This window comes from Flavobacterium sp. (genome assembly GCF_017744675.1).
Lineage (GTDB): Bacteria > Bacteroidota > Bacteroidia > Flavobacteriales > Flavobacteriaceae > Flavobacterium.
Window position 1 is genome coordinate 163,467 of record NZ_JAGIAV010000005.1, and the last position, 14,441, is coordinate 177,907.

A 14,441-nucleotide genomic window follows, 5' to 3' on the forward strand; every position below is an offset into this window, starting at 1 on the left:
CTCATGTTTATAAAAACAATGAATATTTGGGATATTCACCTTATGTTCAAGAAATGAATATTTGGTTGAAGTATGTTGATGAGGTTATTATTGTTGCTCCATTAACAAAACGAGAAATAACTCCAATAGATATTTCGTATCAACATAATAATATAAAATTTAAGACAGCCCCTAATTTTAATTTTATTAGTGTGAAAAATATTTTGGCTTCAGTTTTTAAATTGCCATTTATTTTTTGGAAGATATTTTTGGGAATGAAAGAAGCAGATCACATTCATTTAAGATGTCCTGGAAATATGGGGTTAATTGGTTGTTTTGTTCAAATTCTTTTTCCAAATAAAATTAAAACAGCAAAATATGCCGGAAATTGGGATCCTAAAAGCAAACAGCCTTGGAGCTATCGTTTGCAAAAATGGATTCTTAATAATGCATTTCTAACAAGGAATATGCAGGTGTTGGTATATGGAGATTGGGAAAATCAATCAAAAAATATAAAATCATTTTTCACAGCAACTTATTCAGAATCTGAAAAAGAAAATATTGAAAAAACGGATTTTAAGGATGGAATTGAGTTCATTTTTGTTGGAAGTTTAGTGTCTGGTAAGAATCCTTTATATAGTGTAAAATTAGTTGAGAAATTAATGATAAAGGGGCATAATGTGACATTAGATTTGTATGGGGATGGTGTAGAAAGAGATTCCTTAGAAAATTATGTTCAAATGAATAAATTGGAGAAATATATAATTTTAAAAGGAAATCAGAATAAGGAAACTTTAAAGAAAGCTTATCAACAAAGCCATTTTGTAATTTTGCCTTCAAAAAGTGAAGGATGGCCAAAAGCTATAGCAGAGGGTATGTTTTGGGGATCTATTCCAATAGCAACAAAAGTATCATGTGTTCCTTATATGTTAGATTCAGGTAAACGCGGGAAACTGCTTGAAATGGATTTGGACAAAGATGCTAAGCAGATTGAAGATTTAATAATAAACCAAAGTATTTTTTTTAAAAAAAGTCAAATAGCGATGGAATGGTCACGCAATTTTACAACAGATGTTTTTGAAAAAGAAATCGCAGAATTGCTGATAAAATGAGAATTGTACAGATTATAGATTCGTTAGAAGTTGGCGGTGCAGAACGTATGGCTGTAAACTATGCAAATTCACTTGCTAATAAAATTGAATTTTCAGGATTAGTTGCGACAAGATGTGAAGGTTTGCTTTTAGATTATGTAAATCAAAGAGTCAATTATGCATTCTTAGCAAAAAAATCTGCTCTAGATATAAGTGCAATTTTTAGATTAAGAAGTTACATTAAGAAAAATAAAGTTGAGTTTGTCCATGCACATAGCTCTTCATTCTTTATTGCGGTTTTAGTGAAACTAGCAATGCCAAAGATTAAAATAATTTGGCATGATCATTATGGAATTTCACAGAATCTTTCAGCACGAAAAAATTTGATCTTAAAACTCTCATCTTTTTTCTTTTTAGGAATTATTTCTGTCAACGAAGCTCTAAAAAAGTGGGCGCAAAATTATCTGAATTGCCCCAACGTTATATATTTCCCTAATTTTATAATCGAGTCTACGGCTTCTTTAAACACCTTTAAATTAGAAGGAAAAGATGGTAAAAGAATAATTTGTGTTGCAAATTTGCGGCCTCAAAAAAACCATGAATTGTTAATTAATGGGGCAAAGGAAATTCAAAAAAAAAATCCGGAATGGACTTTTCATTTGATAGGGAAAGATTTTAATGATTCGTATAGTGCTAATCTATTGCAACAGGTTAAAGATAAAGGGTTGTCTGAAGATGTATTTTTTTATGGAGCAGTAAATAATGTCACCGATTTGCTAAAACAGTGCGAAATTGCAGTTTTGACTTCGTTCTCGGAAGGTCTTCCTCTTGCCGTTTTGGAATATGGATTTGCAAGTCTACCAGTTGTTGCAACAAATGTTGGTGAAATTTCAAAAGTTATTCCTTCAGCTAATGAAGGTTTGGTAATTGATTCGAATAATTTAGATCAGTTTGTAACCTCTGTTCAAAAATTGATTGGAGAGCAGGATACCCGAAAATTATTGGGTAATCGTTTGAATTTTTTTGTGAATCAAAATTTTAGCGAAAAAGCAATTTTAGAAGAGTACAGTACATGGTTAGAATCTTTGATTACTTTTGCAGAATAAATATTTTAAAATGAAAAACACAAAACTTACCTATTTAACCATAATTGTTTTTCATGCATTGCTAGCATTAGTTGTATTTGTTCTTCCTTTTATATCCAAGATATATGCTTTACTTATTATTATTATAGGATTTACAATTGTTTATAAACGTAAAAATAAAAACAATGAAGTACTTTTTGTAAGTGCTTATTTAGTAGGAGCAGAGGTTCTTTTACGAATGACAGGAGGAAATTTAAACAATGAATTTGTAAAGTTTTCCGTCATATTCTTCATGATTTGTGGAATGATTTATAGTAATTTTTCGAAAAATGGATTAATATATTTAGTGTTTCTATTACTATTAGTTCCGGCTATTTTCGTTACGATATCCGAAGCTGGGATTGATATTGATATAAAAAAAGTTTTAGTTTTTAATTTATCAGGTCCATTGTGCATAGCTATTTGTGCGATTTATATGTACAATAGAAGAATTACATTTGATACGCTTGGTAAAGTTTTAATAGCAATGGGATTCCCAATAATTTCCATAACTATATATCTATTTTTATATACACCAAGTATTAAAGATGTTGTGACTGGTACACAATCAAATTTTGAAACATCAGGAGGTTTTGGGCCAAATCAGGTTTCTACCATTCTGGGACTTGGAATGTTTATCTTCTTTACACAGTTGATTCTATTCTCAAAATCTAAATTAGAGTTATTAGTAAATTCGATATTATTTATTTTTATCAGTTATCGAGGCATTGTTACTTTTTCGAGAGGTGGAATTATGACAGCAGCGGCAATGATTGTGTGTCTTTTGCTTTTACTCTATTATTTTTCTAATGCAAAAGGAAAAAAGAAATTAAGTTTAGTATTTATTTTAACAGGAATCCTAAGTATTGGGGTCTGGACATATAGTTCTTCCCAAACAAAAGGACTTATTGAGAAACGTTATGCGAATAAAGATGCTTTAGGGCGTGAGAAAAAAGATCGTTTAGGAGGAAGAGAAGAGATTATGGATATAGAAATAAAGCTTTTTACCGATAATCCTATTTTTGGGGTTGGGGCAGGACTGAGTAAATCAAAGAGAGTAGAAGAATTAGGAGCAGAAGTGGCTTCACATAACGAGATAACGAGACTGCTGGCCGAGCATGGAATTTTTGGAGGAATAGCTTTTTTAATTCTTTTAATAGTACCATTCTTTCTATATTTACATAATAAACAGCACTTATATTTTTTTTCCTTCTTTACTTTTTGGCTCTTAACAATAAACCATGCCGCAATGCGAACGGCGGCACCAGCTTTTATATACGCCCTATGTCTCCTCTCTATACAGGTAAAAATTCCTGAAGAAACAGAAAATTAATAGATTAGTTATATTTTTTTACGATACATTTGCTTTGCCCAAATTAAAAACCTACAAGTGATGTTATCAAAAAAGAAAATGCATTTTGAGATTTCGGAACGGAGGATATTGCTTCTTTCTTTCGATGCTATTTTTACTTTAGCTGCTTTGTGTCTCTTAAGCTCAATATTCGACTATCATTATTTTGATTTTCATGTGCGCAATGCATTGAGCACTCTTTTGCTAATAGCCTACCTCTACATTTTCGGAGTAATATTCGAAATTTATAATCTACAGGTAGCAAGCAATCAGCTTCATATTCTGCAGAATGTTTTTTTTACTGCAACAGCGACTGTTCTGGCTTACTTATTTACGCCTATTCTTTCTCCTGTTTTGCCAAAACAGCGACTCGTTATCCTTATATTTTATTTTACGATTTTATTTACATTGCTTTTATGGCGATTGTTTTACTGCTATTTTTTGGCTTCACATCGATTTTCGCAAAATGCGGTTTTAATTTGCGATCAGAGCGAAGTTGAAAAATTGGTTTTAGAATTGGAAAATGTAGATCCACATTACAAAATTATTGGGTTCGTAAATTCCGATTCTATTGCAGATGAAAACTTAGATTTTCATTATGTAAAAGAAATAAAGAAGGATGATTTGGAACATTTTGTATCGACAAATCATGTTTCAGAAATTGTTATTGCTTCGCAAAAAACAGATGGTATTACTTCAGATCTATATCAACAATTGCTTCATTTATTAGAAAAAGGAGCTATTATTCGAGAGTATGCGCAGGTTTACGAAAATAAAATACAACGAATTCCGGTTCATCATATCGAAAGGGATTTTTATAGATTTTTTCCTTTCAGCAGAAGTAATAGCAATAAGCTTTATTTGTCTTTTGTTCGGCTTATAGAACTTGTGTTTTCTATATTTGGTCTTTTAATCTCTTTAGTATTTATTCCGATAATTTTTCTTTGCAATCTCTTTGCAAACAAAGGGAGTCTTTTTTATACACAAGAAAGAGTTGGTAAAAACGGAGTTGTTTTTAAAATTTATAAATTCAGAACCATGACCGAAAATTCGGAAACCAATGGAGCTGTTTTTGCAACTCACAATGACAAAAGAGTTACTCCGTTTGGTAAATTTATGCGAAAGTCAAGAATAGACGAACTTCCACAGTTTATTAATATTCTAAAAGGAGATATGGGCGTAATTGGCCCAAGACCTGAGCGACCATTTTTTGTTGAAGAAATCGCAGCTGTAATGCCTTTTTATGAAACACGCCATGTAATTAAACCTGGACTTACGGGTTGGGCGCAGGTAAATTATTCCTACGGAGAATCAATAGATGAGAGTTTGGTTAAACTTCAATACGATTTGTATTATATCAAACACAGAAGTGTTTTTCTGGATTTAAGTATCACCTTCAAAACCATTACCACAGTTTTGTTCTATAGAGGACAGTAATATTTTAGATTATAATCGGGATTGGTTTTTTGTTGCGAATTGCGGTTCGCACTAAAACCACTCCGCTTGTAATGATTAAAGGTAAAGTGATGAAAAAATGTGCTTTGTTAATCAAAAACAAAAAGTAAATCACTAAAAGTACAAAGTTGATTAGCGAAAATCTATAAGTCCATAATTTGTTTTTGAAAATTGAAAACAAAACTAAAACCAGTAAAAGTGGACTAAATAACAACACATTATAATTCATCGCCAGTTCTTGGTGAAAAGAATAAAATCCCATTATAACAAAGAATATTCCAATTAAAGAGAGAATCGAAAAATAGATTTTGTCAACTGTTTTGTTTCTGGCAAAGATTACAAAAAGCAAAATAAAGAGATAGGTATAGATGTTATTCCACCGAGAAGATGGAGTTTCTTTTGTAAACTCTAATAACGTTTTGCTTTTTGCAGCTAGAGGCTTGTTTTGGAAAGTTGTTTTGTCTAAACTGTTCTTCAATTCAAAAGGAAGAAAAATTCGTGTTCCCATTTGATCGACTTTAGTTCCAAAAATGATACTTGTTCCTAACTGATCGTAGAAATGACCATCAAAGTAAGGAAATAGAATAGAACGATAGGTTTTGTCTGTATCTTCTTTTTTAGTAATTACATTTTCTCCCAGTGATTTGTTGATTACATCTACAACCATAGAAGTGCAGTTTTTATCAATAAATTTATAAGTATACGATCTTTCGTCAGAGAAAAGAGCTTTGTTTAGGTTGTCAAATATAGTCTGCTTTAACGGAGTAGAAATTTGAAGTTCTTGCTCGTAAACACTTCTTTTGTCATAATTATAATCATTTAGAAAATCAGAAAAAGAATGTGTAATAATAAAATATTGTAAATCACCTTTTGCAAACTTTGCTACAAAATTTGGTGTTCTAAAATCAAAAGCACCATAATTGTAAACAAGATCAATATTATTTGCGGGATCGGCTACTCGAATCGCCGTATGTCCAAAATACGAATACGTTTCGTTTCCAAGTCCGCATGTCAAAACGCTTATTTTAGCATCTTTCGATAAAGCCAAACTTTGGCTGAAACCAATAAAACTTGCTAAGAATAATACAATAAAAAATGCTTTTTTTGACATGACAGTTTTCATGATTTAAAATTTTAAATGTTTTATGGGTTTTAATTATCTAAAGATACCCAAATCTACTTTCAACGAAAAAATATTAGAATACAGTGCTGTGCTTTGGTTTCCTAGATCGGTTAAAGCATAATCAATCTGTATGCCTTTGTATCTAAAACCTAAACCAATATTAGGCTGAAAGTTTACTTTTTCAGTATTGTCCAATTGTGTTACATTCTGAAAATTTCCTGCACCAGCTCGTACGAAAACCAAATCGGTATAACCAAACTCAAACCCTAGAGCTGGGTCTATACTTATAGCTTTTGTTGAAATAATATCGTTTGTTTGTTCGAATCGCATATTTAAATTTGCAGAAGTAACAAGACTGCATTCGTTATGGAAATCAAATCTTTTTGAAACTCCCAATTGCGCTTTAGGCAATGTTATTTCCGTACTTTCTGGCAATTCGTTGTTTTCTCCCGGAATCGCATTAGCAATTTTAGCATATTCTTTTTCGTCAATATTCCAAACGTTGTAAGTTGTAGTAATATCGCGAAGCATTAAGCCAAATTTCCAGTCATTTCTTTCAAACTGAAGTCCGACATCAAATCCAAAACCCCATGAATTGGCAAATTTTCCAATTATTCTTCGAATTACTTTTGCATTCACTCCATACTGAAATCCGTCTACAGGCAATTTTCGAGCATAAGAAAAAGTAAAACCATAATCTGCAGTAGAGAACAGGCTAATTCTGTTGTAATCTATATTTCCTTGATTATCTATTAACTGCGTGGTGTCCATAATGTCGTCAACTCCAAAACGAATCATCGAAATTCCCCAAGCACTTCTGTCATCAATTGGACTTGCATAACCAATATAATCGTATTGTGCAATATTGGCAAAATAGCTGGCATGCATTAAAGCGATCTGGTGATCTTCTAGATGTGTCAGACCTGCTGGATTCCAGTAAACCGCATTTACATCATTTGAAGAAGCGGTTACGGCACTTGCCATTCCAAGAGCTGCGGCATCGACCCCAATATTCATAAATTCATTCGAATATTTTCGAACGGTTTGCGCATATTGAAAAGTACAACTCCAAAAGAATAAAAACACTAAATATTTCTTCAACGTATATGTTTTTGCAGATCGAGGCCTGTTTTAAAATTTTTATCAAAAATATGATATTTTACTCATCTAATAAGTTCCTTTAGTTAAATATTCCCAAAGTCATACTTCGAATTAAAAAACTCTCGAAAAAACTCGTTTTGCATCCAGTTATTATGCTAAATTTGTTCTCTGCCATTATCAAAATTTTAAACTATGAATATTAAAAAACATATCCCAAACCTAATTACATTAATTAATCTTTTCTGCGGTTGTGTCGCAATTGTCTTTGTTTCCGAAAATAATTATCTAATGGCTTTTTACATGGTTTGTTTGGGGATCTTTTTTGATTTTTTTGACGGTTTTTTTGCCAGATTATTTAAAGTTTCAAGTCCGCTCGGACTGCAACTAGATTCTCTTGCAGATATGGTAACAAGCGGTGTAACGCCAGGATATGTTATGTGTAGCATGTTCACCAATAGCGCACACGAATTAGGAACACATCCAGCAATTCCATTCTTAGGATTTATCATTACTTTAGGATCTTGCTATCGCTTGGCTAATTTTAATATCGATACTCGCCAGACAGATTCTTTCATCGGATTGCCAACTCCGGCAAATGCATTATTTATTTTAAGCCTTCCTTTGGTTATTTCATTTTCAGACTCCTTGATGGTTCTGGAAATTTTAACCAATCAATGGGTTTTGCTAGTTATAACATTATGCAGCGCTTATATTTTGAATGCCGAAATCCCGTTGTTTGCGTTAAAAATTAAAAAATTCAGTTTTAAAGAAAATGCTCTTCAGATTGTGTTTCTGATTATTTCGGTATTAATGATTATTTTGCTTCAATACATCGCAATTCCATTAATTATTGCTTTTTATGTATTGTTGTCTATTATCAATAATCTGTTTTTGAAAAAGTAATTCTTTTTAATGGCAAGAAAAACGACTTATCGTAAAACATATTCAAGAAAGCCCGCTGGAAGATCTTTTCTAAGTAGGCTTTTTCGTTCATTGTTATTGATTTTTTTCGGACTTTTATTCATTGGGATAATTTATCATTATCGCAAAGGACTTGCTTATTATTTAGGTTTTAAAACAGAAAAAGTTTTAGATGAAGATGAGGTAGACAAACATCTTTCTGACGTACGAAATATTCGTGTTCTCGAAAATCATAAAGGGAAAGTAATCGGAATTGACGTGTCTGAATTTCAAGGAAAAGTCGATTGGGAAGAAGTCGAAATTCTGGACGAAAAATATCCCGTTCAATTTGTTTTTATTCGTGCCACTGCCGGAAATGACCGAGTTGATAGACAATTTAAAAAAAACTGGGAAGGTGCAAAAGAGAATAAAATCATGCGTGGCGCTTATCATTATTATCGTCCCAACGAAAATTCTATAGAACAAGCCGATCTTTTTATTAAAACTGTAAAATTGCAGAAGGGAGATCTTCCGCCAGTTTTGGATATCGAAAAATTGCCTAAAAACCAGCCTTTAGACAGTTTGAAAAAAGGTTTAAAACGTTGGTTGAATAAAGTTGAAAAACATTACCAAGTTCGCCCAATAATTTACTCGGGTGAAAGATATTATTCAGATTTTTTGAAGGAAGAGTTTAGCGAATATCTTTTCTGGATTGCCAATTATAATTTCTATAGAGAAAAAATTGAAGATGATTGGCTGTTTTGGCAATTTACAGAAAAAGCTTCTTTGCCAGGAATTAAACATCGTGTTGATGTTAATATTTACAATGGTGACTTAGAACAATTGCACTTTATTACAGTAGAATAGGAGTATTCAGTGTTCAGTTTTAAGTAATCAGTAAAACTGAACATTAAAAAAAACTGAACACTGATCACTTTTTTAAAATTCCAATTTCTTCTTGCGAAGTTCGAAGTTTTGCCCAAGGTAAACGCGACGAACCATTTCGTCTTCTACCAATTCTTCTGGAACTCCTGCTTTAAGAATTCCACCTTCGAACATTAAGTATGTTTTATCGGTAATCGCTAAGGTCTCCTGAACGTTGTGGTCGGTAATTAAGATTCCGATATTTTTATTTTTTAATTGTGCTACAATTCGCTGAATATCCTCAACCGCAACAGGGTCAACTCCTGCAAAAGGCTCATCCAACAAAATAAACTTTGGATCGGTGGCCAACGCACGTGCAATCTCTGTACGACGACGCTCACCTCCAGAAAGTAAATCGCCTCGGTTGGTGCGAATGTGCTCCAAGCTGAATTCTTCAATTAAACTTTCCATTTTAGCAATCTGCGCTTCTTTAGAAAGTTTGGTCAATTGTAGTACACTTAGAATATTATCTTCGATGCTTAATTTTCTAAATACAGAAGCTTCTTGCGCCAAATAACCAATTCCTTGCTGAGCACGTTTGTACATTGGATAATCGGTAATATTCAAATCGTCAAGAAAGATGTTTCCTTGATTTGGTTTTACCAATCCCACAATCATGTAAAAAGACGTTGTTTTTCCAGCTCCATTTGGTCCCAAAAGTCCTACAATTTCTCCTTGATTTACCTCAACAGAAATTCCTTTTACAACACTACGTCCTTTATATGTTTTGATTAAATTATCGGCTCTTAGCTTCATTTAGTTCAATTAGATAATTAGATAATTTGAAAATGAGATAATTGTACTGGCTCAAATTCAATTTTAAAATTTATTTGAAGAGGCAAATTAAAAGTAAAATAATCAATCAGATAAATGAATTAACAAATTATTGCATTTTCAAAATTAGATATTTATGTTTTTAAGGTAATTATCTAATTATCTAATTGACACATTTTCTAATTACTTTCCCGCTTCTTCAAGAGCTTCCCAAAACTCGTAAGCTCTTCTTAAATGTGGAATTACAATTGTTCCTCCAACAAGAGTTGCGATTCCCATTGCTTCCATCATTTCTTCTTTAGAAACTCCTTCTTTATAGCTTGTTTCTAAATGGTATTTTACGCAGTCGTCACATCTTAAAACTGTAGAAGCAACAAGACCAAGAAGTTCTTTTGTTTTTACATCAAGAGCACCTTCAGCATAAGCATTGGTGTCAAGATTAAAAATTCGCTTTACAATTTTGTTATTGTCAGCAAGCAGTTTTTCGTTCATTTTAGAACGATAGTCGTTAAATTCTTGAACTATATCAGACATTTTCTTTTAATTTATTTTTATAGACAATCTTCGAAATAAGAATACTGACTTCATAGATAATTAGCATCGGAATAGCAACAATGGTCTGACTTACAACGTCTGGCGGAGTTACAATTGCGGCGATAATTAAAATAATTACTACAGCATATTTCCAGTATTTTCTTAAGAATTCAGGAGTTACCAAGCCTAATTTGGTTAAGAAGTAAATGGCTATTGGAAGCTCAAAAAAGATCGCACTTCCTAAAATACTTGTTTTTACCATTCCCATATAGGATTCGAGTGTAAATTGGTTTTTTACCACATCACTCACAGAGAAAGTTGCAACGAAGTTTACCGACATCGGAATTACAACGAAATACCCAAACAATACTCCTAAAAAGAAAAGCAATGAAGAAACGAAAATGAACAATTTTGCATTTTTTCTTTCTTTCTCATAAAGAGCTGGGCTGATAAATTTCCAGATTTCCCATAAAATATAAGGGAAACTCAGAATAAAACCTGCCAGAAGACACATCCATACAAAGATGTTAACCTGACCTTCCATTTCGGTATTCTGAATAATAAAGTTCAGCTCGGTAATGCAAATGCTATCTGCAAAACCTAACGAATGCGATAAGTCGCAAAACCAAACATAGGTAAAGAATGTTGGCCTAATCGGACCTAAAATAATTTGATCAAATAAATAATCACTAATAAAATAAGTAACAAATGCCATGATGCATGTTGCAAGTGTACTTCTAACTAATAACCATCTTAATTCTTCAAGATGATCTAAAAATGACATCTCGCCAAGGTTTTTCTTTGCCATTATACGATTCCTTCTTTTAAAATGTCATGTAAGTGTAAAACTCCTTTATATTCTCCGTCGTCAGCAACAATTAATTGCGTGATTGAGAAATCTTCTAAAATATTTAATGCGTCAACCGCCATAGTTTCTGAAGAAACCACTTTAGGATTTTTAGACATAATATCTCTTGCAGTTAAGTCCGCAATAGTATCTACGTTGTTTAGCATTCTTCGGATGTCTCCATCCGTAATAATTCCGATAATTTTATTGTCTTCAATTACTGCCGTAACGCCCAATCTTTTTTCAGAAATTTCGAAAATTGCTTTTTTGATAGAGGTTTCTGGAGTAACAGCTGGTTTTAATGAATGCTCGATCATGTCTTTTACGCGTAGCAATAATTTCTTGCCTAAAGCACCACCTGGATGATAAACAGCAAAATCTTCGGGTTTAAAATCACGCATTTCCATTAAGCAAACCGCTAGAGCATCTCCCATAACGAGCTGTGCTGTGGTGCTGTTTGTTGGTGCTAAATTTATCGGACAAGCTTCGATGTTTACTGTAGTGTTTAAAATACAATCTGAACCTTTTGCCAAAAAAGAAGTAATGTTTCCGGTAATAGCAATTAGGGTATTTCCAAATCTTTTTAACAAAGGAACCAAAACTTTAATCTCTGGACTATTTCCGCTTTTAGAAATACAAATAATGACGTCATCGTTTTGTATCATACCTAAATCGCCGTGAATTGCTTCTGCAGCATGCAAAAACATAGAAGGAGTTCCGGTTGAGTTAAAAGTAGCTACCATTTTTTGAGCAATTATGGCACTTTTTCCAATTCCCGTTACGATTAAACGGCCTTTGCAATTGTATATGTGTTGGACTGCTTCGTAAAAATTTTCGTCCAAAAAATCAATTAGTTTTGTAATTGCTTCACTTTCAGAGAGTATTGTTTTCTTGGCGATCGCCAATATATTTTCTTTTGTGATCAAAACAGAATATTTAAAATTTGTATGTATAAAAGAAAGTTGTATCTTTATGTGTTGCAAATTTATACAAAATACCATTAATATAGAGAATGAATTCAAATGAAATTGAAATACATAAAGAATTAAAGAAGTATTTCGGCTTTAGCCAATTTAAAGGCTTGCAGGAGCAAGTCATTACAAGTATTTTAGACGGAAAGAATACATTCGTAATTATGCCGACTGGTGGTGGAAAATCTCTTTGCTATCAATTACCAGCTTTAATTCGAGAAGGAACAGCGATTGTTGTTTCTCCTTTAATTGCTTTGATGAAAAATCAGGTTGATGCCATTCGAAGCCTTTCGTCTGAAAATGGAATTGCACATGTATTAAACTCCTCTTTAACTAAAACAGAAATTGCTCAAGTCAAAAAAGATATTACTTCTGGATTGACTAAACTTTTGTATGTTGCCCCAGAATCATTAACAAAAGAAGAATATGTAGCCTTTTTACAAAGCGTTCCAATTTCTTTTGTTGCTATTGATGAGGCGCACTGTATCTCAGAATGGGGACATGATTTTAGGCCAGAGTACAGAAATCTAAGAAATATAATTAAGCAGCTGGGTAAAGTGCCAATTATTGGCCTTACTGCAACGGCAACCCCAAAAGTTCAGGAAGATATCCTGAAAAACCTTGATATGGCTGATGCAAATACTTTTAAAGCATCATTCAACAGACCGAACTTGTATTATGAAGTTCGCACAAAAACAAAAAATATTGAGTCGGATATTATTCGATTTATCAAACAGCATAAAGGCAAATCTGGAATTATATACTGCTTAAGCCGAAAAAAAGTAGAATCGATTGCTGAAGTTTTACAAGTAAACGGAATTAGTGCTGTTCCTTACCATGCAGGTCTTGATGCTAAAACCCGGGCCAAACATCAAGACATGTTCTTGATGGAAGACGTAGATGTGGTGGTAGCAACAATCGCATTCGGAATGGGAATTGATAAACCAGACGTTCGTTTTGTAATTCACCACGATATTCCAAAATCACTAGAAAGCTATTATCAAGAAACGGGTCGTGCAGGACGTGATGGCGGAGAAGGACATTGCTTGGCTTATTATTCTTATAAGGATGTAGAAAAGCTGGAGAAATTTATGTCTGGAAAACCAGTTGCCGAACAAGAAATTGGTTTTGCACTTTTGCAAGAAGTTGTGGCTTACGCCGAAACCTCAATGTCGCGTAGAAAATTCTTGCTGCATTATTTTGGTGAAGAATTTGACAGCGAAAACGGCGAAGGTGCCGATATGGATGACAACGTTCGTAATCCGAAACATAAAGTCGAAGCCAAAGATCAAGTGGTTAAATTGCTTGAAATTGTTCGCGATACCAAACATATTTACAAATCAAAAGAAATTGTGTTTACTTTAATCGGGCGTATTAATGCTGTGATTAAAGCGCACAAAACAGATACGCAGCCTTATTTTGGTTCTGGTTCAGACCATGACGAAAAATATTGGATGGCATTGTTAAGGCAAGTTCTGGTTTCTGGTTATTTGTCTAAAGACATTGAAACTTATGGTGTAATCAAAATCACCAAAGCTGGTTTAGATTTTATTAAAAAGCCAGTTTCATTTATGATGTCTGAAGATCATGAATACACAGAAGCCGATGACGAAACAATCGTAACTGGTGGAAAATCGTCTGGAACTGCAGACGAAGTTTTAACTGGAATGCTTCGCGAACTTCGTAAAAAAGTGGCTAAAAAATTGGGAGTTCCTCCGTTTGTGGTTTTCCAAGATCCTTCAATCGAGGATATGGCTTTGAAATATCCGATAACCATACAAGAATTATACAATATTCATGGTGTAGGTGAAGGAAAAGCTAAAAAATACGGAAGCGAATTTGTTGCCCTAATCAGTCGTTATGTGGAGGACAACGACATTATTCGCCCAGACGATTTAGTCGTAAAATCTACAGGAGTAAACTCTGCCAACAAACTATACATTATTCAGAATATTGATAGAAAACTTTCATTAAATGATATCGCTTCCGCGAAAGGACTTTCGATGGATGCGCTAATCAAAGAAATGGAACAAATTGTCTATTCTGGCACAAAACTAAACATAAAATATTGGCTCGATGATATTTTAGATGACGATCAGCAAGAAGAAATTCATGATTACTTCATGGAATCAGAATCGGATAAAATCGAAGATGCCCTAAAAGAATTTGACGGCGATTACGATATTGATGAATTGCGTTTAATGCGTATTAAGTTTATTAGTGAAGTCGCAAATTAAATTCCAATATTTTAAATTCCAAATTCCAAC

The 14,441-nt window shown here is 33.1% G+C and carries 13 protein-coding genes; 7 read left to right on the top strand and 6 right to left on the bottom strand.

From position 1 onward, the window contains the following. The first annotated feature begins 26 nt into the window (after positions 1-26). The 4 genes from J7574_RS17740 to J7574_RS17755 are packed head-to-tail and all read left to right on the top strand — an operon-like array spanning position 27 to position 4,982. Entirely contained in the window at positions 27-1,091 is a 1,065-nt protein-coding gene (locus J7574_RS17740; protein WP_367272608.1) for a glycosyltransferase, read from the top strand. Continuing rightward, positions 1,088-2,176, top strand: a complete 1,089-nt coding sequence (locus J7574_RS17745; RefSeq protein WP_290971653.1) for a glycosyltransferase — start codon at positions 1,088-1,090, stop codon at positions 2,174-2,176. Before J7574_RS17740 ends, J7574_RS17745 begins: the two co-directional genes overlap by 4 nt. Before the next feature lie 10 nt (positions 2,177-2,186). Continuing rightward, positions 2,187-3,527, top strand: coding sequence for an O-antigen ligase (locus J7574_RS17750; RefSeq protein ID WP_290971655.1), 1,341 nt, complete (start codon positions 2,187-2,189; stop codon positions 3,525-3,527). A 60-nt stretch (positions 3,528-3,587) separates the two neighbouring features. Next, entirely contained in the window at positions 3,588-4,982 is a 1,395-nt protein-coding gene (locus J7574_RS17755; protein ID WP_290971657.1) for a sugar transferase, read from the top strand. Between the two features lie 4 nt (positions 4,983-4,986). Here J7574_RS17755 and J7574_RS17760 read toward each other — a convergent pair whose 3' ends face one another. Both J7574_RS17760 and J7574_RS17765 read right to left on the bottom strand, forming a co-directional pair. After that, on the bottom strand, positions 4,987-6,123 hold the full coding sequence (locus tag J7574_RS17760) for a DUF4105 domain-containing protein (protein ID WP_290971659.1): 1,137 nt from the start codon (positions 6,121-6,123) through the stop codon (positions 4,987-4,989). 33 nt (positions 6,124-6,156) lie between these two features. Beyond that, the gene (locus J7574_RS17765) at positions 6,157-7,140 is read right to left on the bottom strand and encodes a PorV/PorQ family protein (protein WP_290972312.1); all 984 of its coding nucleotides are present in this window, start codon (positions 7,138-7,140) and stop codon (positions 6,157-6,159) included. Between the two features lie 276 nt (positions 7,141-7,416). Here J7574_RS17765 and J7574_RS17770 point away from each other — a divergent pair, with 276 nt between their 5' ends. Both J7574_RS17770 and J7574_RS17775 read left to right on the top strand, forming a co-directional pair. After that, complete coding sequence (locus J7574_RS17770) at positions 7,417-8,127, top strand: CDP-alcohol phosphatidyltransferase family protein (RefSeq protein ID WP_290971661.1); 711 nt, start codon at positions 7,417-7,419, stop codon at positions 8,125-8,127. A 9-nt stretch (positions 8,128-8,136) separates the two neighbouring features. Next, a complete protein-coding gene (locus J7574_RS17775) occupies positions 8,137-8,991 on the top strand; it encodes a glycoside hydrolase family 25 protein (protein ID WP_290971663.1) in 855 nt (284 codons plus the stop codon). 72 nt (positions 8,992-9,063) lie between these two features. Here J7574_RS17775 and lptB read toward each other — a convergent pair whose 3' ends face one another. The 4 genes from lptB to J7574_RS17795 form a co-directional block, all read right to left on the bottom strand. Continuing rightward, entirely contained in the window at positions 9,064-9,804 is a 741-nt protein-coding gene (gene lptB / locus J7574_RS17780) for an LPS export ABC transporter ATP-binding protein (protein WP_008464443.1), read from the bottom strand. A gap of 201 nt (positions 9,805-10,005) precedes the next feature. Then, entirely contained in the window at positions 10,006-10,356 is a 351-nt protein-coding gene (locus tag J7574_RS17785; protein ID WP_091496500.1) for a carboxymuconolactone decarboxylase family protein, read from the bottom strand. Continuing rightward, a complete protein-coding gene (gene tatC, locus J7574_RS17790) occupies positions 10,349-11,164 on the bottom strand; it encodes a twin-arginine translocase subunit TatC (RefSeq protein WP_290971669.1) in 816 nt (271 codons plus the stop codon). The genes J7574_RS17785 and tatC overlap by 8 nt, the downstream gene beginning before the upstream one ends. Continuing rightward, the gene (locus J7574_RS17795) at positions 11,164-12,129 is read right to left on the bottom strand and encodes an SIS domain-containing protein (RefSeq protein ID WP_290971671.1); all 966 of its coding nucleotides are present in this window, start codon (positions 12,127-12,129) and stop codon (positions 11,164-11,166) included. The genes tatC and J7574_RS17795 overlap by 1 nt, the downstream gene beginning before the upstream one ends. 86 nt (positions 12,130-12,215) lie before the next feature. On the opposite strand from J7574_RS17795, the gene recQ reads away from it, so the two are divergent. After that, positions 12,216-14,411 carry a DNA helicase RecQ gene (gene recQ / locus J7574_RS17800; RefSeq protein ID WP_290971674.1) on the top strand — a complete coding sequence of 732 codons (2,196 nt, stop codon included), beginning with the start codon at positions 12,216-12,218 and terminating at the stop codon, positions 14,409-14,411. Positions 14,412-14,441: the final 30 nt, after the last annotated feature.

What these genes read in the sequence shown, in the direction of transcription:
- recQ (WP_290971674.1), top strand. Translation starts at nt 12,216, where the DNA reads ATGAATTCAAATGAAATTGAAATACATAAAGAATTAAAGAAGTATTTC.
- J7574_RS17785 (WP_091496500.1), bottom strand. Translation starts at nt 10,356, where the DNA reads ATGTCTGATATAGTTCAAGAATTTAACGACTATCGTTCTAAAATGAAC.
- tatC (WP_290971669.1), bottom strand. Translation starts at nt 11,164, where the DNA reads ATGGCAAAGAAAAACCTTGGCGAGATGTCATTTTTAGATCATCTTGAA.
- J7574_RS17770 (WP_290971661.1), top strand. Translation starts at nt 7,417, where the DNA reads ATGAATATTAAAAAACATATCCCAAACCTAATTACATTAATTAATCTT.
- J7574_RS17745 (WP_290971653.1), top strand. Translation starts at nt 1,088, where the DNA reads ATGAGAATTGTACAGATTATAGATTCGTTAGAAGTTGGCGGTGCAGAA.
- J7574_RS17750 (WP_290971655.1), top strand. Translation starts at nt 2,187, where the DNA reads ATGAAAAACACAAAACTTACCTATTTAACCATAATTGTTTTTCATGCA.
- J7574_RS17765 (WP_290972312.1), bottom strand. Translation starts at nt 7,140, where the DNA reads ATGAATATTGGGGTCGATGCCGCAGCTCTTGGAATGGCAAGTGCCGTA.
- J7574_RS17775 (WP_290971663.1), top strand. Translation starts at nt 8,137, where the DNA reads ATGGCAAGAAAAACGACTTATCGTAAAACATATTCAAGAAAGCCCGCT.
- lptB (WP_008464443.1), bottom strand. Translation starts at nt 9,804, where the DNA reads ATGAAGCTAAGAGCCGATAATTTAATCAAAACATATAAAGGACGTAGT.
- J7574_RS17755 (WP_290971657.1), top strand. Translation starts at nt 3,588, where the DNA reads ATGTTATCAAAAAAGAAAATGCATTTTGAGATTTCGGAACGGAGGATA.
- J7574_RS17760 (WP_290971659.1), bottom strand. Translation starts at nt 6,123, where the DNA reads ATGAAAACTGTCATGTCAAAAAAAGCATTTTTTATTGTATTATTCTTA.